Below are 24,424 nucleotides of genomic sequence, written 5' to 3' on the forward strand. Positions count from 1 at the left end.
TCAGGCGCGAGCAAGCAGGCAGCGGAAGCTGGCGCCGATGGTGTAGCTGCCATTCGCTTGTCGGAAGGGCAGGAGCGCCCGCGAGTGAGCCGAATCGACGACTCCCTCGCCGTGGGTTTCGATCGCTCGCGCCGCAACGCCCGAAGAGCGCAGTCCTCTGAGCGCAGTGGCGAGATCGGGATACTGCCAGGGTGAGTCAACGTCGAACACCTCGGCCGGGTCGAGGCCCGCGGCGTCGGCGAAGGCACGCAGTGCGTTTTCGTCCGACAGGGCAAACGGACCCGGCGCCCCGGGCGGCGGCGGGGGCAGTAGCGGCCTGAGCGCGGCCAGCAGCGAAACCGCTTCCATGCCCTCGGGCCTTCCCCAGGTGACGATCACCACATAAGCGCCGGGCTTGGCCACGCGCCGCGCTTCGGCGAGCGCCACGCCGGGGTTTCCGGCGAACTGAAACGAATTGAATCCGGTGACCAGGTCGAAGCTGTGGTCGGCGAAGGGCAGGCTTTCGAGCTCGCCGACGTGAAGGTCGCCGTCCGGTACCCGCTCCCTGGCGATGGCCAGCAGATTGTCGGCAGCGTCCAGCCCCGAAACCCGAGCGCCGCGTTCGGCGGCGATCTGCGAGGCCATCCCGGCCCCGCATCCCACGTCGAGATACGCCGCGCCCGAGCGCAGCCCGACGCGCTCGAAAACCGCCAGGTACACCGGGCGGCACCCTCCTTCCTGAATGTCCGCCCAGTCGCGCGCCCGCGCGCCCCATGGACGGGCATTGATTCCGGCGGTCCGCGGCCTGGTCTCGCTGTTCATTGCGTTCTCCTTGTCGAGCAGCATGTTCTTCACGAATGGCGCCAGCCCTGCTGCCCCCGGCCAAGCCGACAGCCTGCGACCGTCATTGCGAGGTGGCGCGGCCGACGTGGCGATCCCCTGCTTCAGATCTTCCGGTGCCGCTCGATCAGGTCGTGCGCCAGCTGGATCTCCTTGGCCTTTTCGCTGGCCAGCGCGATCATGTCCTCCGGCAGGCCCTGCCCGATCAGCTTGTCCGGATGGTACTGGCTGATCAGCTTGCGATAGGCGCGCTTGATTTCCTGGTCGGTATTGTCTTTGCTCACCCCCAGCGCCCGGTAGGCGTCATCGAGGGCCGCTTCGGTGCTCGGCTGCCCGGCGGCGAAATGGGCTTGGTTCAGCACCATGTCGATCAATTGCCTGAACGCCGTCGGATCGAAGCCGAGGCGGTTGGCGATGTCGGCAAGCACACCTTCCTCCGCCGGATGGATAGGGCCGTCAGCCGTCGCCATGGCGATCAGGTAAACCAGCAACACCTGCTTCAGGTGCCGGGTGTGGCCGCAGACCGACATGAACCTGGCGTAGGTCGCCTCGAGGGTGAAACCCGGGTCGGCGCCGCGTTTGAACAGGGCAATCGCCTGCACGCGGTGTTCCGCGGTCAGGCCCAGTTTCTGCATCAACAGCTCGGCATGCTCGATCTCTGCCTGCGAGACCTGACCATCGGCCTTCGCCAGCTTGCCCATCGAGATGAACATCGTCTCGAGGAAAACGCCTTGCCGAAGCGCATTCTGCAGCGGGTTGATACCGCCCGCACCGTACGCCCGCGCGCGATCGATGATCGACCCCAGCAACAGACCGAGCAGCGCTCCGAAGAACCCGAAAAAGTAGAACCCCGCAATGACGCCAATTAGCTTATACAAAGCGACTCCAGATAATATTCAAGCCTTCCATCGCCCGACGAATCGGGCTCCTGCCGGGTGCCTCGCGCGAGTGTAGTGTGGCTTTCTTGATGCGACCTTAAGAACGCGCGCAGGCAACGGGTAATCCGGCGCCCTCCCGCTCCCACCGTCATTGCGAGGAGGCGCAGCCGACGTGGGAATCCCGTGCGCCTCCTCGCAATGACGCGTCGGCTGATGTCGTGCTGCGGCATCGCTGACGAGGCTTGCAGCAGAGCAGACCTGCAAACGGCGCACGATCGTCGACTTGGCTGGAATTCATAAGCTCGACACTGCGTGCAACACCCCCCGAGCCGATGTAGGAGCCCGATTTATCGGGCGATATGAGCGCAGATTTCCCAGCGGGCAGCCTTCGCTTGCGGCGTGCAGCGAGCTCAGGATTGATCGTCAGGGTGGCCGATCGCGGCACAGCTCCATGTGATGATCGGCGGAGTCTAACGCGGCCGGTTGCGGGCAGCAACCGCCAAGTTCGGCCGACGAGAAGCGGCGTCTTGAATCCTGCCCACGGCCAGGCCGCGATGGCAAAAGAAGAGACTGAACCGGCCAGCGTGATCCTTTACGGCCTGGATGAAGGGAAGTGGCGTCAATCCGACTTCCGCGGCAACCGGGATGGCCTGCGCCCCTGCTGACCACGCACGGCAGCCATGGCGGCCGACCTCGGAAGCCGCGCCGTCGAGCTCGCCAGCCAGATTCCGGCAAGACGTGCGATATCGCACGCAAGTGCAGCGGCGCCCCTGTTCTAATGAACCCTGTCTTCCAGGCGCCGGCAAACAATCATTACGACGCTTGCAGGGAGCCAAAAAAGTGGTGCGTTCGCAGCGCGCCAGAGCCCTATTTCCTGAAGGAGTTGGCGATGAACAACAAGATGATCCGCGTGGCGATCGCCGCGCTTGCTCTCGGCGGTGCCGCCACTGCCAACGCCGCCCTTTTCGATGTCGCAGCGTTGGCGAATAGTTCGTCCGGAGGCGTCGGACTGAACACGGGCATCGTCCTGAGCGCCAACCAGCAATTCTCAGTGACGGCAGCCACGGGCGACCTCTGGAACGCCGGTGCCTTGCCGCGCTGGTCCAATGCCGACGGCCTCGTCGCAGATCTGTTTGCCACGGGTTCGGACGACTCGGGGTACTCCGTAGGGACGCAGATTGGGCAAAGCTTCGTGCAATGGACTCAGCACGGGCTCAGCGCGCCCTTTGGCGCCCTCGTCGGCGAGCTGGCCGGAACGTATTTTCTTCTTGGCACCCACTTCTCCGGCCCCGCACCCGTTGCCGGGACCCTGAGCCTCTACTACTGGGACAGCAACAACTCCGACAACTCTGGCAGCGTTCGTGCCGAAGTTCTCGTTGGCCAGGCCGTCCCGGAACCGATCGCACTGAGCCTGGTCAGCATCGGTCTGCTCGGAATTGGTTTTACCCGCCGTAAGCGGGACCTGGCAGCTCAATCGTCTTAGTGGTCACGGCTCCGCGAGGGGTCGTTTCCTGACTCTTGCCCTCTTCGTGCCGCCCGGTTTTATGCGGTAGGCAAGGAGAAAGCCCCCGGGCTTACTTAAACGTCTCGGTTTCGAGTTCCATTCTGACGAACGGGGTTTCGTTTCGCTCAAGTCGGGAACGCACGCTTGCAGGCACCGCCCGAATGCAGGCACCCGCCTTCCAGAACACTCCGGAGTCAATATGAAAAGAAGGACGAACTACTACAAGGATCTCGCGGCCGATTATTCAAGACCGGGTCTGGTCGCGGAGTCGCTGCAAAGCGAGCTTATCGCGCTTTCCCTGAAGATCAACGGGATGCAGGAAAAGTCGCCACCCGTGATTGGTGACGACTACACGATGTCCCAGGTCGAGCAGGAAAACAAGCAGTGGTGGCCGACGCATTGCGAGGCATTGCGGCAGGGCCGCGGTGACATCCTGATCGGTGAATACCGGCAAGACCTGGTTTACTTCTGCCAGGATGGCGCCTACTACGGCATTGAAGAGCAAAAGGTCAGGGAACAGCATTGGTGGGCGTTGATCGCCCAGCCGGGCGTCACCATGACCCCCGAGTTCGACAGTTAAACGCGCAAGTTATTGATTGTTATGAACCGGGGTTCAAAAACGTGTACTACAACAGAGAAAGTTGCTGTGGCTGAGCGGGTTTTTTCAGATTCAGGGCGGCAAATACGCGGTTGTGGGTTTCAGACAGACGGGAGATCCCGTGGATGGGTTTTGCCGACGGGTTGATGCGGATTTGATGATGCTGCAGGCGCTGCAAGTGGTCCAGGGCCCGCTCCGGCGACAGATCGCTGTCGGCGGCCTTGAGCCGTTGGCGCATCACGCGGTAGAGGATCAGCGCGAGGAAGCAAAGGCAGGCGTGCGCCTTGATGCGTTCAGGCAAGCGGTGAAACAGCGGACCGATCTCGATCTCGGACTTCAGCACCCGGAAGCCTCGTTCGATATCGGCCAGTGACTTGTACCGATCGACGATACCCTGCGGCGACAGATCCTTGCAGTTGGTCACCAGCAACAACTTGCCATCCATCAACTCCGTCAAGGCCAGCGCCTCCTGATCGATGTCGTAGGAGAACAACTCGTTCTTCAAATCCACACGAACGATATGCGCCAGGCGCCCGTCCTTGACGGCGTGATACAACCGCGCCTTGGCCCCGCTATCCGAGAGCCGCTTGCCGCGTGCCTTCACCCCGGCATCCTGCGCATCCAGTTTGCCGACCCAAGCCGCCGCTTGCGTTTCCAGTGCCTGAATCTTCTCCCGCCGCAGTATCCGGCTTTCCGCCGCCCCCTCAGGGTCGTGGGCAACGACCAGACGCAAGTCCCGCCACGACAATTCGCCAACCACTTCCGCGGTCGCCTCGACGCAGTGCTGCGCATGAAAGGGACGCAGGATCTCGACGAATTCGCGGTAACGCCGACCCGGCACGGCCAGTACGAATTCCAGGGGCTCTGCGCTGTCCAGTCGGATGGCGGACAAGGCGTCAAGATTGTCGAGCGACAGCAAGCCCCGGTCCGCCACCAGCACCACGCGGCGAATCGAAGGGAAGCGTTCCAGCACCGTCTTCAACGTCGGCAGCAAGGTCGGCGACTCCGCCGTATTGCCGGCAAAGACCTCATGGTAGATCGGCAACCCGTCGCCGGTCTGCACCACTCCCAGCATGAACTGGCGGGCAATCAGTCCTTCCTTGGCCATGCCGAACTGGCGAAGATCACCCTCCAGCTCAGAGACACCTTCCGCCCGTATCGTCGTCATGTCGTAGAAGACCACCGACAGTTCCTGATCGATCAGGGGGCGGAGCAAACCGGCCACCACCCGATCGACATCCCCTTGATGCTCCATCAGGGCATCCATGCTGCGCAGCAGATGCTGGTGGGTGATCGATTCCACCTCAATGCCCGGCATCGCTACGGTTTCCAGCCAGCGCAGGACGCCGAGCTTGGATTCCGGGTCACACAGGCGATTGAAGACCATGACGCGAATCAGCGCTTCAACATCGATGCTGTGCCGCGTCTTGCGAAAGACCCGGCGCAGTTCGCCAAAGCCCAAGGTTTCCCACAATTCGTTCAAGGCCCAGACGTTGCCCAACGCGCGGGCCGGTTCGAATTCGACGCGCGGCAACGGGGCATTCAGAAAGTCGGGACGGCCGGTGACTTTCAGCAGGCCGGAGATGACGGCATCGAGGTCGCCGGTAATCTGATCGAGACGGCCCAAGGTGACCAGGGTGCGATGCTTGGCTTTGCCGGCATCGTCACGAAACGCCTCGACCAGCTGAAGATACTGGCGTGGCCCGGAGCGCGTGATCTTGAGGAACATGCCTCGACTTTATCACTCGATAACGCCTTGTCAAGTAAAGACCTAAAACACCAAAACGTGCCACTACACGACTTTGACAGAAAACGGCCTGCAACCCGCATGGTTACGTGGGATGCCTCCCGAAAAACGCTGTTTTTGGCGGCGAACTGTCGAACTCGGGATGACCTGGCCGATCGTCATGTTCCATGGAGAGTTCGTATGGTTCGAATGGAGCTGCATCGATGACGATACCAACGAAACCCTTGCCAAAGGAAGCTGCGTCTGGGTCAGGCGCGGGCATCGAGGCGGTTGCCACTTCAAGGGCGAGCAATTGACGTTCTACAGGGATGTTTTTTCATCCCCGGAACTGCTGGAGTTGATTACCAAGAGTTGAAAGCAGAAGTTGCAAGTATGTCAGGGCTTTACTCTTGTCCTGTATGTGCCGTCGGGTTTTATCAGGAAGGCAAGAGGAAAGACCTGACCTCAGGGCCTCGCTCAGGGCTGCGGGCGAAGCAAGGCGCCACTGGCGATCCCTCTCGCCGTGCGCAGCAACGTCAGCAGCCAGATCGCCAGGAGCAGGCCCCAGCAGCCGATTCCAAACAGTTCGACTCCCCCCAGGCTGGCGTCATGGGCGAGCCGGAAGCTGGCCGAGACGAAGGCTCCGAGCGGAAACGTGAAGCCCCACCAGGAAAGCGCGAAAGGCAGCATCCCTCGCCGCCATGCCGCGGCGGTGAGCATTGCGGCCATCACTACCCACCAGGCGCCGAAGCCCCACAGCAGCAGGCTGGCGAAGAGCAGCGTGCCGTCTGGCACCGCCACCGGCAGCTGCGCGGCAAGGTTCAGCAGGCTCAGGGGGATGGCGCCGATCGGCCCGAGATGCGTCCACACCGTCGGCGCCAGGGGGCCGAAGGCCGGCTTGGCCAGATAGTTGCGCTGCAGCGTCAGGGCCAGCAGACCCAGGTACATCAGCGAACCGGCCCCGAGCCCGACGACATTGGCCAGCAGCGCCAGTTCTCGCGCGCTTCCCTGCAGGTGGCCAAGCAGCGGCGCACCGGCAATCGGGATCACCACCAGGCCGACCGCCGGAATGAAGTTGGCTGGCGTCACGTGCTCCAGTCCGACGTGCTCACCGCCGAAGATCGCGTAGAGCACGGCAAAGCTGAAGACGAAGGTGAGGACCATCGCCGGCCACCAGAAGAGCAGCGCCAGCTCGACCTGGCCGCCAAAGGCGAGAAACTGCGCCGCGATGACCAGCATGGCAATCGAAAAAGTGGGATAGAAGTTCACCTGCACCGGATGCTTCAAGGTCGCCAGCGCCAGTTCGCGGTGCGCCAGCCAGCGGCCCAGCCAAGGCACAGCCAGCACGCCGAACAGCAGCAGGTTGAAGTAGTGAAGGCTCCATGCGAGTGGCGCGAGCAGCGGCCAACGCGCAGAAAGCGTCAAGGTGGTGATGGCCAGCACGCCGCTGCCCATGACTGCAGCGAACCAGCCGGGAGCGAAGTGACGGACGATCTCGGAGAACCTTGGGTAGCTGGGCTGTGCGGGCATGGCGGCGGACATCGGAAGTCACCCTCGTGCATAAGCGAACGCTAATTATCGCTCAAGAGGGCGTTGTCGTGCACAGGTGGGGTCAGGCCTCGACGCTTGCAGCGCACGTGGTTTCGATCGCGAAGGCAAGAGGAGCGACCTGACACCGGCGTGCAGTGCAGGAGAACTGCATGCACGGTTTGATGAGAGAGGGCAGGCGAAAACCTGTCCTCCACTCTACCCGGTTTCTGTCCCTATTCTTCCGGTTTCTTCGAAACGACCTAAACCCCGTGTGTGCGCGTCGAGCCCCCTTTTTTTGAGGATGCACATAGGTTCAGGTCTTTACTTTTGCCTCGTACGTGCCATCGGTTTTTATTACGAAGGCAAAAGGAAACACCTGACCCGGGGGTTCTGTGTGACCCCGGCGTTGCGCTCGTGCCGATTTCGGCGCATAGTCCGGCGTGCTCAGTGTGCGAGTGGGGCCAGGTTTATGCGTGCCGTCGGGTTTTATAACGAAGGCAAGAAGAAAGGCCAGCCCTTGCGTTTTAGAGCCTACTTCTTATCACTCGCTGGCGTGGAGGGTGTTGCCGGAGCAGTCGTGGGAACAGGAGCTGTGTTTGTTGGGTTGAGTTTTGAAATTCCATCAACGCTCGACTTTGCAATACCTATATTGGATGGAGCCATGCAGGCGATGCCGTTAAGAGACTTTTGGAAAGCCGTAGGTTGGGGTGTCTGAGATTTATACTCGGCCATTTTGCGATCCTTTTCTTGGTAAGAGTTGGCGGCGGTTGAGATACCAATAAGTGCAGAAAGTAAGACGCCAAGCAGAAACGTAGCAAGGGCGGCTGTGTCGAGTGTGGCCAGCAGAGGATCAGAGGTTTCCCTTCCCTGTACGACCCCCTCCAAGTGTTTGGCATTCCTGCGGAATATCCATAGTAGTGCCCCTAAGCATGAAATGAATGCCATCAGGGCGACAATATAAAGGACAAGAGATTCAATCGATTTCACGCCTGTGGTCGTGAGCAGTGTAATGAGCAAACCAATTCCACCTGCACTTAGCGTAAGCAAGCTCTTGTCGTGCTCAAACTTGGTATTGAGCCACGCGTTGACGTTTGCTGCGTAAAACTCAACGGACTTTGGGTCGTCGCTCATTTGTGCGCTCTAACGTTTGGTCGACACCGATTTCGGTGTGGAACGTGGGGTCAGTTATTTACTCTTTCGCCATACGCGCCACCGGGTTTTATAAAGAATACAAAAAGGAAATGCCTGACCCCGGCGTCTTGCTTCATTGCCCTACAAAGAGACCAAGCGCTCTCCCGTCCGTGCCAACGTAAATCCGGAATCATCTAGAGTAACGGGTTCGCCGGGCTGGATGTGGTACGCTTTCCTGCCCGCCATTATCTGGACAGATCCATCCTGCATGCTAAAGTGGTGAAAGTACGTGGTTTCATGGATCGTTACGATGCCAATGCTTGGGCCGCGGACTCGGAATTGCGCTGTGGTTTTGGGGTGTATTTTTGTAGACATGATAAGCTTCCTGATGTCGAATGATATTCGAGGCTTGTTTCTGGCCATGCACACGCGACAATTGGGGATGTTTTTGCGGTGTGAAGATGTATCCGGGCAGCGCAACGCGCTACCCGCCCACTAACCTACCCGCAACTCCCCACCGCCCCACAAGCCGTACAAAAGTCACAGCCATCCTTCCTGATCATCGTCCGGTTCCCGCACTCCCCACAAAGCTTCCCGGCGGTCGGTTTCGCCGCCGTTCCGCCCGCCGGCGCTTCGAGAATCCCCATCTGTTGCAGCGGCAGCCCGTTTTCGTCGAGGATGCCGAGCATCGCGTAGCGGTGGATGATCAACTGCGCGAGATAGGCGACGGTCGAGGTGTAGTTGGTCTGGCGGCGGGTGCCGGGGACGAAGGCCATGAAGTCGCCGAGGGGCTCGGGGTAGTCGAGCAGCTTCCTGAGCTTCATGCCGATCCACGCCGGGTCGACGACGCGCATGTCGAGCGACAGCAGCTTGGTCAGGCCGTCGAGGGCGCGCGGGTAGTTGCCGGCGAGCCACACCGAATAGGGGCGGGTGACGCCGTCGGGCAGGGTGATTTCCTTGAGGCCGAGGACGAAGTCCTCGCCGGTCGCCGGATTGAAGACATCGACGGTCCACGAGAGCGTGCCGTCGGTGCCGGTCTTCGGCTCCTTGAGGCTGAACATGGCGTCGAGCACCGGCGTCGGGCCTTCGTGGTTGAAGGCGCCGATCTTCTCGACGCGGTACTGGATCAGCTGCGCGACGGCGGCGACCACCGAGGGCATGCGCTTGCGCTCGCCGTGCGGCGGGAAGGCCATGTCGAAGCCCTCGTCGCCGGGGGTCTTGGCCAGCGATTCGAGTTTCAGCGCCAGCCAGCCGTGGTCGTTGGCGCGCATGTCCATGGACAGCGTCTTGGCGACGGCGCCGAGGCCGCGCGGCTGCTCGGGGCCGTTGACCCAGGCCTCGAACGGCCAGCTGCGGCCTTCCTGCTCGACGTGGCCGACGAAGAGCGCGAACTTGCCGTGCATGTGCTCGATCATGTAGGTCCACGCCATGTTGCCTTCCGGCAGGTTCGGGCGGTTCGGCCAGCGCAGGCTGGCGAGGACCGGCGCCGGCAGCGTCTTGATCGACAGGCGGCGGTTGGCGTCGCCGCTGACGAAGTCCTGCGGCTGCTTCTTCTCGTCGGCCTGCTTCTTTGACTCGACCGAGAGCACCGAGCCCATGACGCTGTTCGGGCGATAGGTGGCCAGGCCCTTGAGGCCGGCTTTCCAGGCGCTCATGTAGAGGTCCTGGAATTCCTCGTAGGGGTAGTCGGCGGGGACGTTGACCGTCTTCGAGATCGACGTGTCGATGTACGGCGCGACGGCGGCGACCATGTCCTTGTGCGCCTTGGCCGAGATTTCCAGCGCCGTGACGAAGTAGTCGGGCAGCTTGTCGACGTCGCCGCCGAGGTGCTTGTAGAGGCGCCAGGCGTAGTCCTCGACGGCGTATTCCTTGAGCGTGCCGTCGGCCATGCGCTTCTTGCGGCTGTAGGTCCAGGAGAAGGGCGGTTCGATGCCGTTCGACGCGTTGTCGGCGAAGGCCAGCGAGATGGTGCCGGTGGGGGCGATCGACAGCAGGTGCGAGTTGCGCAGGCCGTGCTTGCGGATCTGGTTCTTGATCTCGTTCGGCAGGCGCGAGGCGAAGTTGCCGCCGGAGAGGTAGAGCTCGGCGTTGAAGAGCGGGAAGGCGCCGCGCTCCTTGCCCAGTTCGACCGACGCCAGGTAGGCGGCGTCGCGCATGTATTCGGAGATGCGCGCGCCCATCGCGGTCGCTTCCGGGCGGTCGTAGCGCAGGCGCAGCATGCACAGCGCGTCGCCGAGGCCGGTGAAGCCGAGGCCGACGCGGCGCTTGTTGCTGGCTTCCTCGCGCTGCCGTTCGAGCGGCCAGGCGGTGACGTCGAGAACGTTGTCGAGCATGCGCGTGGACACCTTGACCACTTCGCCGAAAGCGGCGAAGTCGAACTCGGCGTGCTGGCTGAAGGCGTTCCTGACGAAGGGGGTCAGGTTGATCGACCCCAGGCAGCAGCAGCCGTACGGCGGCAGCGGCTGTTCGGCGCAGGGGTTGGTGGCCTCGATCACTTCGCAGTAGTAGAGGTTGTTGTCCTTGTTCATGCGGTCGAGGAAGAGGATTCCCGGTTCGGCGTGGTCGTAGGTCGACTTCATCACCTGGTCCCACAGGTCGCGCGCGCGCACGCGCCGATAGACCCAGATGCCGTCGTCGCGCTGGAAGGCGCCGGAACGTTTCATGTCCGCGTTGGGCTCGGCGCGGTGCGTGAGCTCGACTTCGGCGTCGGCCTCGACGGCTTCCATGAAGCCGTCGGTGACGGCGATCGAGACGTTGAAGTTGGAGAGGTCGCCGTGGTCCTTGGCGTGGATGAAGACCTCGACGTCCGGGTGGTCGCAGCGCAGCACGCCCATCTGCGCGCCACGGCGGGCGCCGGCCGATTCGACGGTTTCACACGAGCGGTCGAAGACGCGCATGTACGAGACCGGGCCGGAAGCGCGCGACTGCGTGCCCTTGACCAGCGCGCCGATCGGGCGGATCGACGAGAAGTCGTAACCGACACCGCCGCCGCGGCGCATCGTTTCGGCGGCTTCGGCGAGCGCGCTGTAGATGCCCGGCTTGCCGTCGACGATCTCGACCACCGAATCGCCGATCGGCTGCACGAAGCAGTTGATCAGCGTCGCCGCGAGCGGCGTCCCGGCGGCCGAGTTGATGCGTCCGGCGGGGACGAAGCCGGTTTCCTGCGCCCACAGAAAGCGCTCTTCCCAGTGCGCGCGCTGCTTTTCGTCCTCGTTGGCGGCGAGGGCGCGGGCGACGCGGCGGCGCACGTCGTGAACCGAGGTTTCCTTGCCCTTGGCGTACTTCTCGACCAGCACCTCGACGGAGATTTCCTGCTCGGCGAGTGGCGTGAAGGCGGGTGCCTCGGCGACGGCTGACAGGGGTAGCTGGTGTTCGAGCTGGCTCATGGGTAGTCCCTCCGATGTTTATTGTGTTGACGTTGTCTGTGGTTGATGGTCTTGCTGGCCAAGCGTGCTGGCGGTACGAGGCGCGCCGGGCGAGTCTGCCGAAGCGAGCTGCTGCTTCCCCGCAGCCAAGCGCGCAATGGCGTAAAGCTACTGCATGTAGTGTGCAAAGGCAATAACTTGACTAAATGTAGTTTTCGCGCCGCAGCTTTGCGCGGCCCGGGAAAGGCCGTGAAATCACGGCCTTGCGGCTGCTCGGGGCGCTTGAACTTTTTTTCGGGGTTGCCGCGGGCGGCGTCGGCAAAAAGGGCACCGTGCCCGGGATCGGGAAAGACGCGAGGGAAGGGAAGACCTGCCAGAGTCGTGTCGGGTTCTCGACGCGGCCTTTCCCGCCGTCATTGCGAGGAGGCGACGCCGACGCGGCAATCCAGAGGTTTTGCCTTTCGCCTGGCTGATGTGGCGGACAGGCAGTCAGGGAATGGAACTGGATTGCCGCGTCGGCTTCGCCTCCTCGCAATGACGCTTGGGTGGGCGGGTGGGCGGGTGGACAGGTCGGCGGGTGCGGTGCTGCAGCGGCCGGGGCGCGCGACACTCGCCCCGGCGACGGTCTCAGGCAGGCGCTTGCTTGGCGCGGGTGGCGTGCGCAACGAGGGCGGCGATGACGCACGAGGCGAGGCGCGTTTCGGCGCTGTCGGCGCGGCTGGTGAGGACGATCGGCACGCGCGCGCCGAGGATGATCCCGGCGCTCAGCGCGTTGGCCAGGTACTCGAGCTGCTTGGCGATCATGTTGCCCGATTCGAGGTCGGGGACGACCAGGATGTCGGCGCGCCCGGCGACCGCCGAGACGATGCCCTTGGTCTTGGCGGCGACCAGCGACACGGCGTTGTCGAAAGCCAGCGGTCCGTCGACCAGGCCGCCCTTGATCTGGCCGCGGTCGGCCATCTTGCACAGTGCGGCGGCGTCGAGCGTGGACTGGATCTTGGCGTTGACCGTTTCCACCGCCGAGAGAATCGCCACCTTCGGTTCCGGCGTGCCGATGGTGTGCGCGAGATCGATGGCGTTCTGCACGATATCGACCTTCTCCATCAGCGTCGGCGCGATGTTGACGGCGGCGTCGGTGATCATGATCGGCCGGGGATAGGTCGGCACGTCCATCAGGAAGACGTGGCTGATGCGGCGGCCGGTGCGCAGACCCGAACTGCTCGAGATCACTTCGGCCATCAGTTCGTCGGTGTGCAGGCTGCCTTTCATCAGCGCTTCGGCGTCGCCGCTGCGGATCAGCGTCACGGCCATCGCCGCCGATTCGTGGCTGTGCTTGCAGTTCACGATGCGGTAGTCCTTGAGGTCCAGGCCGTTCTCTTCGGCGACGGCGCGGATGCGCTGCTCGGGGCCGATCAGGATCGGTTCGATGAGCTTGGCTTCGGCGGCCAGCAGCGCGCCCTTGAGCGACTCGCGGTCGCAGGGGTGAACCACCGCCATGTCGATCGGCGCCAGGCCCGCGGCGCGCGACACCAGCACCTGCAGGCGCGCGTACTTGTCGGAAATGGTGATCTCCGGCATCGCCTTGCGCTTGGTGATGATTTTCTCACGCGGCGCGAGCACCTCGGCGCTCCCCGAGACGACGAGCAGATGGTCCTGGTTATGGCAGTTGCAGTCGAGCACGATGTGCCGGTTGCGGGCGAACTTCTGCCCGACGGTGACCGTTACGGTGATCGTGTCGCCGATCGCCACCGGTCGCGCGAAATGGAGCGACGACTCGACCATCACCGTCCCCGGGCCGGGGAACTGCGTGCCGAGCATGGTCGACAGCAGCGAGGCGCACCACATGCCGTGCGCGATGAAATCCTGGAAAACGCCGCTGTGGCTGAATTCGGCGTTGGCCAGCGCCGGGTTCATGTCGCCCGACATCAGCGCGAACAGCTTGACGTCCTCGGGCCGCAAGGTACGGACCAGCGACGAACTGTCGCCGACGCTGATTTCGTCGTAGGTTCGACTTTCGAGAAATTCGAGGGGGGTTTCGAAGTGCATGGCGGGGCTCCCTGTGGTGCTGCTCAGATCACATTATGCTGCAATGCAGCACGAAAATGTAGGGCGATTTCCGGAATTCTCCGCGTGCGCCGGTGGCGCTTGTTGACGTGCATCAGTACCTGCCGGCGGCAGAGCGCCTAAGCTTTGCCAGGGTATGGGCAGCTGCTCCGCAGTGGGAGACGACGGTGAGCGAAGAAGGTTTTGACGCAGGACGACTCGACGCGCTGCTGCGGCCGGTCGTCGACCGTCACGGCGGCGAGCCGGGCCAGCTGGTGCAGATCCTGCGCGAGGCGCAGGGCGTCGTCGGCTATCTGCCGGCGGCGGCGCTGACCGCCATCGCCAGGGCGCTCGGGCTGCCGCGGGCGCAGGTCGAAGGCGTCGCCGGTTTCTACTCGTTCTTCCATCTGACGCCACCCGGTCGCTACCGGGTGCTGTTCTCGGACAACATCACCGATCGCATGCTGGGCAGCGGCGAACTGCTCGACCGGCTGTGCAACAAGTTGTGGGTCGAGCGCGGCAAGGTCTCCGAAGACGGGCTGGTCAGCGTCGACACCACGTCGTGCACCGGCATGTGCGATCAGGGGCCGGCGCTGCTGGTCAATGGCCAGGCGCTGACCCGGCTGTCGGGCGAGCGCGTCGAGCGCATCGGCGAGCTGATTCGCGCGCAGGCGCCGCTCGCCGACTGGCCGGCCGAATACTTCCGCGTCGACGACAATATCCGTCGCCGCGATACCTTGCTCTCTGCCGAATGGCCGGCCGGCGCGGCGCTGCGCGCGGCGATCGCGCGCGGCGGCGAAGCGATGCTTGCCGAGATGAAGCTCTCCAACCTGCGCGGGCGTGGCGGTGCCGGTTTCACCACGGCCATCAAATGGGAGTCGGCGCGCCGCGCCGAGTGCCATGCCGAGGCCGACGGCAGGCCCGCTGCACGCTACGTCGTCTGCAATGCCGACGAGGGCGAGCCCGGCACTTTCAAGGATCGCGTCCTGCTCAACAGCTACGCCGACCTCGTTTTCGACGGCATGAGCGTCGCCGCCTTGACCATCGGCGCGCGCCAGGGGCTGCTCTACCTGCGTGGCGAGTACGCCTATCTGCTGCCGGCGCTGCGCGAGAACCTCGAGCGCCGCCGGCGCAGCGGCCTGCTCGGCCGCGCGGTGTGCGGCCAGGCCGGGCTGGACTTCGAGATCGACATCCATGTCGGCGCCGGCGCCTACGTCTGCGGCGAGGAAACGGCGTTGCTCGAGTCGCTGGAAGGCAAGCGCGGCATTCCACGCATTCGCCCGCCGTTCCCGGTCACCGCCGGCTATCGCGGTCAGCCGACGGTGGTGAACAACGTCGAGACGCTGTGCAAGGCGGCGCTGATCGCGCTCAGGGGCGGCGCCTGGTTCGCCGGCCTGGGCACCAAGCAATCGACCGGGACCAAGTTGCTGTCGATTTCGGGCGACGTCGAGACACCGGGAATCTACGAGTATCCGTTCGGCGTTTCGGTCAACCAGGTGCTGCAGGACTGCGGCGCCGGCAACGCGCAGGCGGTGCAGGTCAGCGGCCCTTCCGGGATCTGCCTGGCGATGCACGAATTCTCGCGCAGCATCGCTTTCGAGGACGTGCCGACGGCGGGCGCCTTCATGGTCTTCGGCACGCATCGCGACATGTTCGAGGTGGCGCGCAACTTCGCGCACTTTTTCCGGCACGAAAGCTGCGGCTTCTGTACCCCGTGCCGGGTGGGCACTTCGCTGGTCGCCAACTGCATGGACAAGATCGCCAAGGGCCTGGGAACGCAGTACGAGATCAACCAGGTCTTCAAGATCCACCGCCTGCTGCACGCGGCCAGCCATTGCGGCCTCGGCCAGGCGGCGTGCAACCCGCTCTTCGACACCCTGCAGAAGTTTCGCCCGGCGTACGAGAGGCGTCTGTGCTCGCTCGACTTCGAGCCGGCTTTCGACCTCGACCAGGCGCTGGCGGCGGCGCGCCAGATGACCGGTCGCGACGATCCGGCGGCGCACTTCGGTCTCGCCGCCCGCCTTCCCGGAGTCACCCCATGACGCAGCCGAGCATCCTCCTTGACGGCCAGCCGGTGCCTTTCGCCGACGGGCAGACGATCATGGACGCGGCGATGGCCGCCGACATCTTCATCCCGCATCTCTGTCACCATCCCGAGTTCAAGCCGCAGGGCAGTTGCAAGCTGTGCACGGTCAAGGCCAGCGGGCGCTACGTCTCGGCGTGCACGATGCCGGCGCGCGACGGCATGGAGGTCGAGAACAACTCGCCGGACCTCAACGACAAGCGCCGGACGCTGTTGCAGATGCTCTTCGTCGAAGGCAATCACTTCTGCCCGTCGTGCGAGAAGAGCGGCAACTGCATGCTGCAGGCGCTGGCCTACGAGCTGGAGATGCTCAGCCCGCACTTCGACCAGTTCTACCCCAACCGGCCGGTCGACGCGTCGCACCCGGAGGTGCTGCTCGACTTCAATCGCTGCATTCTCTGCGAGCTGTGCGTGCGCGCCAGTCGCGACGTCGACGGCAAGAGCGTTTTTTCGCTGTCCGGGCGCGGCATCGACAAGCACCTGATCGTCAATGCCGAGTCCGGGCGCCTCGCCGACAGCGATTTTTCCTGGGCCGACAAGGCGGCGCACGTCTGCCCGGTGGGCGTGATTCTCAGGAAGCGCGAGGGCTTCGCGGTGCCCATCGGCAAGCGTCGCTACGACGTCGAACCGATCGGCATGCAGGTCGAACGCCTGGCGACGCGCAGCGCCGGCGAAGCGTACGAAGACTGTGGAGAGGGCTGAGATGGACGCTGTCGCAGGGAACCGCGAAGGGCGCCGGAAGGTGCGCCTGGCGACCGCGTCGCTGGCCGGCTGCTTCGGCTGTCACATGTCGTTCCTGGACATCGACGAGCGGCTCTTCGAACTCGTCGAACGCGTCGAATTCGACCGCTCGCCACTGACCGACATCAAGCACTGCGGTCCCTGCGACATCGGCCTGATCGAGGGCGGCATCTGCAACGCCGAGAACGTCCATGTGCTGCGCGAGTTCCGCAGCCACTGCAAGGTGCTGATCGCCGTCGGTGCCTGCGCGGTCAATGGCGGTTTGCCGGCGCAGCGCAACCACCTCGACCTCGGCCAGTGCCTGCAGGAAATCTACCTGACGGCGCCGGATGTCGTCAGCGGGCAGATTCCCAATGACCCGGAACTGCCGCTGCCGCTCGACAAGGTGCATCCGATCCACGAGATCGTGCGCATCGACTACTTCATCCCCGGCTGCCCGCCGTCGGGCGACGCCATCTGGAAGTTCCTCACCGACCTTCTCGACGGGCGCACGCCACGTCTCGGGCATCCGATGCTGCATTTCGACTAGGAGCGCAGCGATGCAACAAGGGCAAGGCTTCGCACTGGAAACCGCCGCTGCCGACGCGGGCACGCTGCGTCGCGTGGCCATCGACCCGGTCTCGCGGGTCGAAGGGCACGGCAAGGTGACCCTGCTGCTCGACGAGAACGACCAGGTGCAGCAGGTTCGCCTGCACATCGTCGAATTCCGCGGCTTCGAGAAGTTCATCCAGGGCCGACCGTACTGGGAGGTGCCGGTGATGGTGCAGCGCCTGTGCGGCATCTGCCCGGTCTCGCATCACCTGGCGGCGGCCAAGGCGCTCGACCACGTCGTCGGTGCCGGCCGCCTGACGGCGAGCGCCGAGAAGCTGCGCCGGCTGATGCACTATGGGCAGATCCTGCAGTCGCATGCCCTGCATTTCTTCCACCTCTCGTCGCCTGATCTGCTCTTCGGCTTCGAGAGCGAGGCCGGCCGGCGCAACATCGTCGGCGTCGCCGCCGCCTACCCGGAGATCGCCCGCCAGGGCGTGCTCCTGCGCAAGTTCGGCCAGGAGGTGATCCGCCTGACGGCGGGCAAGCGGGTGCATGGCACGGGTGCGATCCCGGGCGGCGTCAATCGCGCGCTGAGCCGCGAGGAACGCGACGGCCTGCTCGCCGACGTCGGCCAGATCGTCGGCTGGGGCCGCGACGCGGTGCAGCTGGTCAAGCGTCTGCATGCCGCCGACCCGGCGCTGTACGATGTTTTTGGCGCTTTTCGCTCGCACATGCTGTCGCTGGTCGGCGCCGGCGGCGAACTCGACTTCTACGATGGCCAGTTGCGCGTTCGTGACGCCGACGGCGGCATTCTCGTTGACGCCTTTGACGTCGCCAACTACCACCAGTTGATTCGCGAAGAGGTCAAGGCCTGGAGCTACATGAAATTTCCCTTCCTCGCCGCGCTTGGCCCGCAGCAGGGCTGGTACAAGGTCGGGCCACTGGCACGGGTGCAGAACTGCGACCGCATCACGACGCCGCTCGCCGAAGCCGAACGCCGCGAATTCATCGACTACGGGCAGGGCAAGCCGATCCACGCACCCCTGGCCTACCACTGGGCACGGATGATCGAACTGCTGCACGCCGCCGAGACGATCGCCGAGCTGTTGCCCGACGACGACCTTTCCGGCAGCGAGCTGACCACCCGCGGCGAGCGTGGCCGCGAAGGAATCGGCGTCATCGAGGCGCCGCGCGGCACGCTCATCCATCACTATCAGGTCGACGACGACGATCTGGTGAGCAGCTGCAACCTGATCGTGTCGACGACCCACAACAATCAGCCGATGAACGAAGCGATCCGCCGCGTGGCCCGCCGCTACCTCGACGGTCGCCAGCTTACGGAAGGCCTGCTCAACCATATCGAAGTCGCCATCCGCGCCTTCGACCCCTGTCTGTCGTGCGCCACGCACGCGCTCGGCAAGATGCCGCTGCAGCTTGAACTGCGCGATGCGGCGGGGACGCTGCTCGGGCGCCTGAGCAGCGCCTCCTGACGTCCACGAAAGAACGCCGATGCCCCTGCCCCCGGTCCTCGTTCTCGCCTGCGGCAATCCCAGCCGCGGCGACGACGCGCTCGGGCCGCTGCTTCTCGAGCGCTTGCAGAACTGGCTGGACGGCGCGGGACTGGCCGCCGGCTTCGAACTGATCGGCGACTTCCAGCTCCAGATCGAGCACGCGCTGGACCTCGTTGGCCGGCATCTGGTGCTGTTCATCGACGCCGGCGAGCAGACCGCCGCGCCCTATGTCTTTCGCCAGGCACGTGCCGCTGGCGCCGGCGCCGCCAGTCCGAGCACGCATGCGCTATCGCCCGAGGCGGTGCTGGCGGTGCTGCCGCGCATCGATCACGAAGCGCCGCCGCCGGCCTTCGTGCTCTGTGTGCGCGGCGAAAGCTTCGCCCTTGGCGAAGGCCTGAGCGCGGCGGCCAGCAGCCACGCCGATGCTGCGTTCGAGCTGTTGCAGTTCCTGTGCCGTGCCGCCGAGCGCGATGTCTGGCTGACACGGCTGGGCGCTGGCGAGTAAGGGCAGGAGTAAGGGCAGGAGTACGGGCAGGCGCCGCCCTGCGAGTGTAGTGTTGCACGCGTTATGGAACGTACGTATACATCCCGGCCACCGCAGGGATTGCGCGCTCCTGTCGGGCTGGCTGAAAGTCGCGTCGGGAAGGCGGCAACACGCCAGCCCGCCAGCCCGCTCGTCATTGCGAGGAGGCGCAGCCGACGCGGCAATCCAGTTCCATCGTCTTACTATCGTCCGCCGCATCGACGACGCGAAGCGCAAAACCTCTGGATTGCCGCGTCGGCTCTTCGCCTCCTCGCAATGACGGTGTGTGGGGCATGAGCGCAAGGGGTGGCGACGAGGGCCGCCCCGCCATGGACCCTGCGAATCTCAGCCACCACAGGGTTTTCGCCCTGCTTTCAGCAGTCGCCAAAAGTCGCATCAAGAATGCAGCACTACACGAGTCAGGATGCGGCCGGCGCCGTGGACTGTGGTGAACCGTTCCGCCGCCGTCGCCCGGTCCGCTGTCCGGGATCCCACGATCACCCGGGTCGACGGGGCGGCCAGTATGGGCGTCGGTCTGCCACTCGGCGGCCAGGCCTCCGGCGCCGAAAGCGGACGAGACCTTGCGCGCACTGGACGACGCCACGTTGTTGTTGATCAAGTCGTCGAACGACGCGCAACCGGCGAGACAGATCTCGTCGCTGACGCGATCGACCTTGCTTGGCAGCAGCAGGCTGTAGCCGCTGCCGGCGAAGGCGGATCCTCCGCCGCACGGGACTTTTAGCAAGTTCCACGCCATGAACGGCATGTCTATTGATTTCAATCGCTTGGACCGTCTCGTGCGCCTCGTTTGGCGGGCCGCTGTAAGGAATTCCGACAGCGGCAGCTCGCGAAAGGCAAGAACCGGCGGCGTTAGACTGCCCTGTCGCTTCCCGTCGTCGTGGCGCGCGTGCCGGAGGGTCTATGCGCTGATCGGGCCGATGCCTGGGCAGCGCGCGAACGACAGTGCTATATTGGCCGCGCAGGACGCGGGGTTCTGCCGCGGCGGGGGCACGGGCGTTTGCCGCGGATGATGCCGGCTTGAATCCGCGACGCCGGGCAGGTATGGGGTTTCGTCCTTCGCTGCGCAAGCGGCGTGTGTTTTCAGGGCAGGGTATGTGGAAATCAGTTCTCGCCATTTCGATCGGTGCCGCGCTTGGCGCGCTCTTGCGCTGGCAGTTCGGCATCCGGCTCAACAGCCTGTTTCCGACGGTTCCGCCGGGCACGCTGGTCGCCAACCTCGTCGGCGCCTACCTGATTGGCCTGGCGGTGGCTTTCTTCACCTCGTTCCCGGCGATTTCGCCGGAATGGCGGTTGCTGATCATCACCGGTTTTTGCGGCGGGCTGACGACTTTCTCGACCTTCTCCGCCGAACTCACGCTGTTGCTGCAGCAGGGAAGGCTATCCTGGGCGCTCGCTGCGGCCGCGGCGCATGTCGTCGGCTCGGTGCTGATGACTTTCGCCGGCATGGCCACCGTCGTCTGGGCGCAAGGTTCGCGGTGAACGGTGCGCTGCCCGTCCGGCAGGCGCGCGAGCAACGGAGGCAGGCATGCAAGGCTCTTTCCTGAGGTTGTACGTGCGCGAAAGCGACAAGCACGGCGGTCGCCTGCTCTGGGAGTGGTTGCTCGACCAGGGTAACCGGCTCGGCGTCCGCGGGGGCTCTGCATTCCGCTCGATTGGCGGCTTCGGGCGATCACATGCCGTGCACGAAGGCAGCTTCTTCGAACTGGCTGGAACGACCAGCATCGAGGTCGAGTTCGTCGTCACCGCGGAAGAGGCCGAGCGCCTGTTCGAGCTCATTCGCCAGGCGCAGGTCCGGGTTTTCTACGTCCGCCTCCCGGCCCACTTCGGGGTGCTCAATCCCGACGCCAAGGACCCGCCCGAGCTCGGCAGCGCCGATTGACGACCGCGGGCGGCGCGCGGCGAGGCCGCCATCCCGTGCCGCCTGTGCGTGCGGATCAGTTGCCGCGGAAGGCGCGCACGCCGAGGATGACGCCGCCGACGAGCAGGGCGATGCCGATCAGCGCCGTGCTCCCGGGCAGCGCACCACGCAGGATGAACGCATAGGCGAAGGCGGCCAGCGTTTCGAAGACGATCAGCTGGCCGACGAGGGCGGCGGGCAGCAAGCGGCTGGCCCGATTCCAGAGCAGCGTTCCGAGCCACGAGGCGCAGAAGCCGAGCAACAGCATCAGGCCGACGTAGCGCCCGGCGTCTGCACCGAGCGGAAAATCGAAGCCGCCGTGGGCGCGGAAATACAGTCCGGCCGCGGCCATGCCGAGCAGCGCCAGCGGCAGTGTCGCCAGACCCTGCGCGATGGCCCAGGTGCCCGAAGCCAGCGCTGGTCGCTGCTGCAGCCAGCGCGAATTGCGTAGCGGGTACCAGGTCCAGGCGAAGACCGCCGCCAGGGCGAAGACCGTTCCCAGAAAATAATCCTGCGCGCTGCGCCGGTCGTCGAGCAGTGCCATCTCGTGGCTGTTCACCAGCGCGATACCGGCTGCGATGACCAGCAGCGATGGCAGCAGGCGGCGCCACGGCAGCGCCTCGGCACTGAAATTCGCGGCGATGGCGATGACGATCGGCAGGGTGCCGATGAGCATCGTCGGCAAGGGGGCGTCGGCGAGCTGGATGGCGGCCGACAGGAAGAGGTAGTAGAGAATGTTGCCGACCAGCGCCAGTTCGCAGGCCATTTGCCAGTCCTGGCGCTGCAGGATCTGCAGTCGCGGCCAGTCGGTGCACGCCAGCATCAGGGCGATGACCCCGAAGGCGAGGTAGCGGCCGAAAGAGAGCATCGCCGGCGGATAGTCGGGCAGCATCAGCGGGACGACGAAGACCAGTCCCCAGAGCAGGCCGGCGCCGAGCGCGCAGGCGACGCCTTCGACCACGATGCGGCCGGCGGGCAGCGGTGGCCGAGCGCGCGTCGTACTGACCTTGGCGGCCACGGTCATGGCGGCGCGCGGGCGTCGGTCTAGTGGCGAAAAGCCGGCAGGCGGGGTAGCTGCGGCAGCTCGACGGCGTCGAGCATGTTCTTGATCACCAGGCCCAGTTCGGTGTCGCCGACGATCGCCAGCTCACGGTTGAAGAACAGCGTGTCCGGGTCCTCCTGGCGGGCGAGCAACTGCAGGAAGGCCGAGAGGTTGGCGCTGAACGCCAGGTCAGGCGTCTCCGGCACTGTCGACAACGGCCGGAAAAGGCCGTCGCGATAGGTGAAACTGGCCTGCCCTCCGGCGTCGAGTACCTCGACGAGAAAGGTTCGCCCTTCGAGCAGGACCAGGCTGTCTTCCGGCAGCAGGCCGATCCTGGCGGCAAGGTTGAGCGCCGTCGCCAGAACCAGCGAGTGCGGCCACTGCGGCAGACGCGAGCCGAGCGAAGCGACCAGCGCGGGGAGTTTGAAACGAGGAATCGAGAATCCCTGGCTCATGAATGAATTCCTTTCGTTGCGGCGGCAGCCGGCGGGTGTTGCGCGATACCGGCGTCGCCAAACCAGTAGCCGTTGACCAGGCCTGCACTGGCCCAGGCGCTGGTATCGGGAGCGGATGCCTGCCCGTTCCGGGCGGCGTCGAAAGCAGCGATGATCGCTGCCATGGCGTGTGGCTGCGGGCTGATGCGCAGCACTTCGACGCCCATCTTGAGCAGTTCCGGTACCTGAGGCAAGAGGTTGTACGTCTGTGCGGACATGGTCTGGATGCCGTTGATGGCCAGAAAGGGCTGTCCTTCGCGCGTGCGCAGGGTCATCCCCTCGGGGTGGTCGAGGCACTTGAACTGGCAGTCGTCCTTGTTGAGGTCGTAATAGCGCGCCGTGAAGCAACGCGCGGAAAACGCCAGCGGCAGTTTGCCGAAAGCGAAGACCTCGGTTTCGACACCGGTCGGGCGGCTGTGGTGCAGCGTCTCGATCAGCCGGCGGTCGCCTTCGAGCGGCGGCACCCAGCGCTGCATGCCGTAGCGGGCGAAGGTGGCCAGCGTCGCTTCGTTGTAGATGTTGAGGTGCGGTCCGGCGACGAAAGGGCTGCCGGCGGCGACATTCACCGCACCGAGATCGTTGGCTTCGAGGCGAGCGCCGCGGATTTCGCGCAGCTCGGCGCACAGGCGGCGCAGCGCTTTCAGGTCGCCCTCCGATTCGAGCAGCGCCTGCGCGGAAAGGACGACTTCCTTGCCCGCGTCGGCGAGGTCGCGCGCCAGCGCCAGCCAGTCGGCGACACGAATCTGCTGGCGTCGCGAACAGACCACTTCGCCGATGTAAATGATGTCGATCGCCGGGTTGTGCGCCATCTCGGCGTAGAACTCGAAGACTTCGTGCTTTGGCCAGAAGTAGAGCAGCGGCCCGAGAGAGAGTTTCATGGCCATCCCGGCGCTCAGCGCCACGGTCGGTTGTAGGCGCCGAGCGTGACCTGGCTGCCTTCGGAGACGTGCGCCAGCTCGGCCTGCCAGGTGGGTTTGACGGAGAAGCTTCCGGGGCTCCTGGCCAGTTCGTCGAGCGCTGCGCGCAGGGCGCGCGTCACCTGCGCGACGTAGGTCGGACTGCGCTGCCGCCCCTCGACCTTGATCGCCGCGACGCCGATGGCGGCAATCTGCGGCAGCACTTCGAGGACGTTGAGGCTGGTCGGTTCCTCGAGTGCGTAGTAGGTGTCGCCATTGACTTCGAAGCGTCCCTTGCACAGCGTCGGGTAACCGGCCGGCTCGTCGTCGCCGAAGCGGTCGATGAGGATGCCGTTCAGGCGCGTGCTCATCACGCCGGGCGACCTTTCCCACTTGACGTACTTCGCCGGCGAACACGCGCCGACGGTATTCGGCGACTCGCCGGTGGCGTACGAGGACAGCCAGCAACGGCCCTCGTTCATCACGCACAGGCTGCCGAAACCGAAAACCTCGATGTCCACCGGCGTGTTGCGGATCACCGTCTCGACCTGCGCCAGCGTCAGCACGCGCGGCAGCACCGCGCGGCGGACGCCGAATTCGCGCTGCGCGAAATTGACCGCTTCGTAGCTGGTCGCCGAACCCTGCACCGAGAGGTGCAGACGCAGCTCGGGGTGGCGGCGGCTGGCGTAGTCGAGCAGGCCGACGTCGGCGAGGATCACCGCATCGACGCCGAGATCGGCCGCGCCATCGACGGCGCGCTGCCAGTCGGCGACGCGTCCGGGCTGGGCGAAGGTATTGATGGCCATCAATACCTTGCGCTGGCGCGAGTGGGCGTAACGGATACCTTCGACCATCGCCTTGTGGTCGAAATTGAGGCCGGCGAAGTTGCGCGCGTTGGTGTCGTCGCGGTAGCCGAGGTAGACCGCGTCGGCGCCGTGGTCTACCGCCGCCTTGAGTGCCGGCAGGCTGCCAGCGGGGCAAATCAGTTCGGGAACTTGCGTGCGCGACATGCGAAACCTCGGCGAAGCCGGCCAGTGACGGGAACTGGCCAGTATAGTCAGCGCCAGCCTTTGGCCCTTGATTCGGGTCAA

Annotated in this window: 21 protein-coding genes and 2 pseudogenes; 11 read left to right on the forward strand and 12 right to left on the reverse strand. The window is 64.7% G+C overall.

Features of this window, described 5'->3' with window-relative positions; translation table 11 throughout:
* Together QZ613_RS15085 and djlA are read right to left on the reverse strand one after the other, a co-directional pair.
* A complete protein-coding gene (locus tag QZ613_RS15085; protein ID WP_291983063.1) occupies positions 1–801 on the reverse strand; it encodes a class I SAM-dependent methyltransferase in 801 nt (266 codons plus the stop codon).
* A gap of 122 nt (positions 802–923) precedes the next feature.
* Positions 924–1,697 (reverse strand): co-chaperone DjlA, encoded by a 774-nt coding sequence (gene djlA / locus QZ613_RS15090; protein ID WP_043569322.1) that lies wholly within the window; start codon positions 1,695–1,697, stop codon positions 924–926.
* Positions 1,698–2,224: 527 nt separating this feature from the next.
* On the opposite strand from djlA, the gene QZ613_RS15095 reads away from it, so the two are divergent.
* The 3 genes and pseudogenes from QZ613_RS15095 to QZ613_RS15105 all read left to right on the forward strand — a co-directional run.
* The gene (locus QZ613_RS15095; RefSeq protein ID WP_291868703.1) at positions 2,225–2,362 is read left to right on the forward strand and encodes a hypothetical protein; all 138 of its coding nucleotides are present in this window, start codon (positions 2,225–2,227) and stop codon (positions 2,360–2,362) included.
* Between the two features lie 224 nt (positions 2,363–2,586).
* A complete protein-coding gene (locus QZ613_RS15100; RefSeq protein WP_291868705.1) occupies positions 2,587–3,180 on the forward strand; it encodes a PEP-CTERM sorting domain-containing protein in 594 nt (197 codons plus the stop codon).
* A 220-nt stretch (positions 3,181–3,400) separates the two neighbouring features.
* Positions 3,401–3,760, forward strand: a pseudogene (locus tag QZ613_RS15105) (hypothetical protein); the annotation flags it as partial.
* A 67-nt stretch (positions 3,761–3,827) separates the two neighbouring features.
* On the opposite strand, the gene QZ613_RS15110 reads toward QZ613_RS15105, so the two are convergent.
* The gene (locus QZ613_RS15110) at positions 3,828–5,528 is read right to left on the reverse strand and encodes an IS1634 family transposase (protein ID WP_291983076.1); all 1,701 of its coding nucleotides are present in this window, start codon (positions 5,526–5,528) and stop codon (positions 3,828–3,830) included.
* A gap of 154 nt (positions 5,529–5,682) precedes the next feature.
* On the opposite strand from QZ613_RS15110, the pseudogene QZ613_RS15115 reads away from it, so the two are divergent.
* Positions 5,683–5,901: pseudogene (locus tag QZ613_RS15115) on the forward strand (hypothetical protein); the annotation flags it as partial.
* A gap of 101 nt (positions 5,902–6,002) precedes the next feature.
* Here the strand turns inward: QZ613_RS15115 and QZ613_RS15120 are convergent.
* The 4 genes from QZ613_RS15120 to QZ613_RS15135 form a co-directional block, all read right to left on the reverse strand.
* A complete protein-coding gene (locus tag QZ613_RS15120) occupies positions 6,003–7,067 on the reverse strand; it encodes a C4-dicarboxylate ABC transporter (protein ID WP_291983078.1) in 1,065 nt (354 codons plus the stop codon).
* Positions 7,068–7,586: 519 nt separating this feature from the next.
* The gene (locus QZ613_RS15125; protein ID WP_291983080.1) at positions 7,587–8,186 is read right to left on the reverse strand and encodes a hypothetical protein; all 600 of its coding nucleotides are present in this window, start codon (positions 8,184–8,186) and stop codon (positions 7,587–7,589) included.
* Positions 8,187–8,686: 500 nt separating this feature from the next.
* A complete protein-coding gene (locus QZ613_RS15130) occupies positions 8,687–11,572 on the reverse strand; it encodes an adenosylcobalamin-dependent ribonucleoside-diphosphate reductase (RefSeq protein ID WP_043569329.1) in 2,886 nt (961 codons plus the stop codon).
* Between the two features lie 606 nt (positions 11,573–12,178).
* Positions 12,179–13,597, reverse strand: a complete 1,419-nt coding sequence (locus QZ613_RS15135; RefSeq protein ID WP_043569330.1) for a bifunctional enoyl-CoA hydratase/phosphate acetyltransferase — start codon at positions 13,595–13,597, stop codon at positions 12,179–12,181.
* 185 nt (positions 13,598–13,782) lie between these two features.
* On the opposite strand from QZ613_RS15135, the gene QZ613_RS15140 reads away from it, so the two are divergent.
* From QZ613_RS15140 to QZ613_RS15160, 5 genes are read left to right on the forward strand one after another with little or no spacing between them, the layout of a single operon-like run.
* Positions 13,783–15,636, forward strand: a complete 1,854-nt coding sequence (locus QZ613_RS15140) for an NAD(P)H-dependent oxidoreductase subunit E (RefSeq protein ID WP_291983083.1) — start codon at positions 13,783–13,785, stop codon at positions 15,634–15,636.
* Positions 15,633–16,379 carry a 2Fe-2S iron-sulfur cluster-binding protein gene (locus tag QZ613_RS15145; RefSeq protein ID WP_291868492.1) on the forward strand — a complete coding sequence of 249 codons (747 nt, stop codon included), beginning with the start codon at positions 15,633–15,635 and terminating at the stop codon, positions 16,377–16,379. The genes QZ613_RS15140 and QZ613_RS15145 overlap by 4 nt, the downstream gene beginning before the upstream one ends.
* A 1-nt stretch (position 16,380) precedes the next feature.
* Complete coding sequence (locus tag QZ613_RS15150) at positions 16,381–16,947, forward strand: NADP oxidoreductase (RefSeq protein WP_043569337.1); 567 nt, start codon at positions 16,381–16,383, stop codon at positions 16,945–16,947.
* A gap of 10 nt (positions 16,948–16,957) precedes the next feature.
* Positions 16,958–18,439 carry a Ni/Fe hydrogenase subunit alpha gene (locus tag QZ613_RS15155; protein ID WP_291983085.1) on the forward strand — a complete coding sequence of 494 codons (1,482 nt, stop codon included), beginning with the start codon at positions 16,958–16,960 and terminating at the stop codon, positions 18,437–18,439.
* A 19-nt stretch (positions 18,440–18,458) separates the two neighbouring features.
* Positions 18,459–18,965, forward strand: coding sequence for a hydrogenase maturation protease (locus QZ613_RS15160; RefSeq protein ID WP_043569341.1), 507 nt, complete (start codon positions 18,459–18,461; stop codon positions 18,963–18,965).
* A gap of 172 nt (positions 18,966–19,137) precedes the next feature.
* Here the strand turns inward: QZ613_RS15160 and QZ613_RS15165 are convergent, their stop codons facing one another.
* On the reverse strand, positions 19,138–19,764 hold the full coding sequence (locus QZ613_RS15165) for a hypothetical protein (RefSeq protein ID WP_291983087.1): 627 nt from the start codon (positions 19,762–19,764) through the stop codon (positions 19,138–19,140).
* Positions 19,765–20,096: 332 nt separating this feature from the next.
* Between QZ613_RS15165 and crcB the strand changes: the two genes are divergently transcribed.
* Positions 20,097–20,483 carry a fluoride efflux transporter CrcB gene (gene crcB, locus QZ613_RS15170; protein WP_291866174.1) on the forward strand — a complete coding sequence of 129 codons (387 nt, stop codon included), beginning with the start codon at positions 20,097–20,099 and terminating at the stop codon, positions 20,481–20,483.
* Positions 20,484–20,529: 46 nt separating this feature from the next.
* A complete protein-coding gene (locus QZ613_RS15175; protein ID WP_291900672.1) occupies positions 20,530–20,883 on the forward strand; it encodes a DUF190 domain-containing protein in 354 nt (117 codons plus the stop codon).
* Between the two features lie 55 nt (positions 20,884–20,938).
* Here the strand turns inward: QZ613_RS15175 and QZ613_RS15180 are convergent, their stop codons facing one another.
* Genes QZ613_RS15180 through QZ613_RS15195 form a run of 4 tightly spaced genes read right to left on the reverse strand, consistent with a single transcriptional unit; the run spans position 20,939 to position 24,343 of the window.
* Positions 20,939–21,925 (reverse strand): DMT family transporter, encoded by a 987-nt coding sequence (locus QZ613_RS15180; RefSeq protein ID WP_291900675.1) that lies wholly within the window; start codon positions 21,923–21,925, stop codon positions 20,939–20,941.
* 20 nt (positions 21,926–21,945) lie between these two features.
* Positions 21,946–22,398, reverse strand: a complete 453-nt coding sequence (locus QZ613_RS15185; RefSeq protein ID WP_043569348.1) for an SCP2 sterol-binding domain-containing protein — start codon at positions 22,396–22,398, stop codon at positions 21,946–21,948.
* Complete coding sequence (locus tag QZ613_RS15190; protein WP_291983089.1) at positions 22,395–23,315, reverse strand: U32 family peptidase; 921 nt, start codon at positions 23,313–23,315, stop codon at positions 22,395–22,397. The genes QZ613_RS15185 and QZ613_RS15190 overlap by 4 nt, the downstream gene beginning before the upstream one ends.
* Positions 23,316–23,329: 14 nt before the next feature.
* Positions 23,330–24,343, reverse strand: coding sequence for a peptidase U32 family protein (locus QZ613_RS15195; protein ID WP_043569349.1), 1,014 nt, complete (start codon positions 24,341–24,343; stop codon positions 23,330–23,332).
* Positions 24,344–24,424 lie beyond the last annotated feature (81 nt).

It is taken from the genome of Candidatus Accumulibacter sp. ACC005, assembly GCF_907163215.1.
GTDB classification, from domain to species: domain Bacteria; phylum Pseudomonadota; class Gammaproteobacteria; order Burkholderiales; family Rhodocyclaceae; genus Accumulibacter; species Accumulibacter regalis.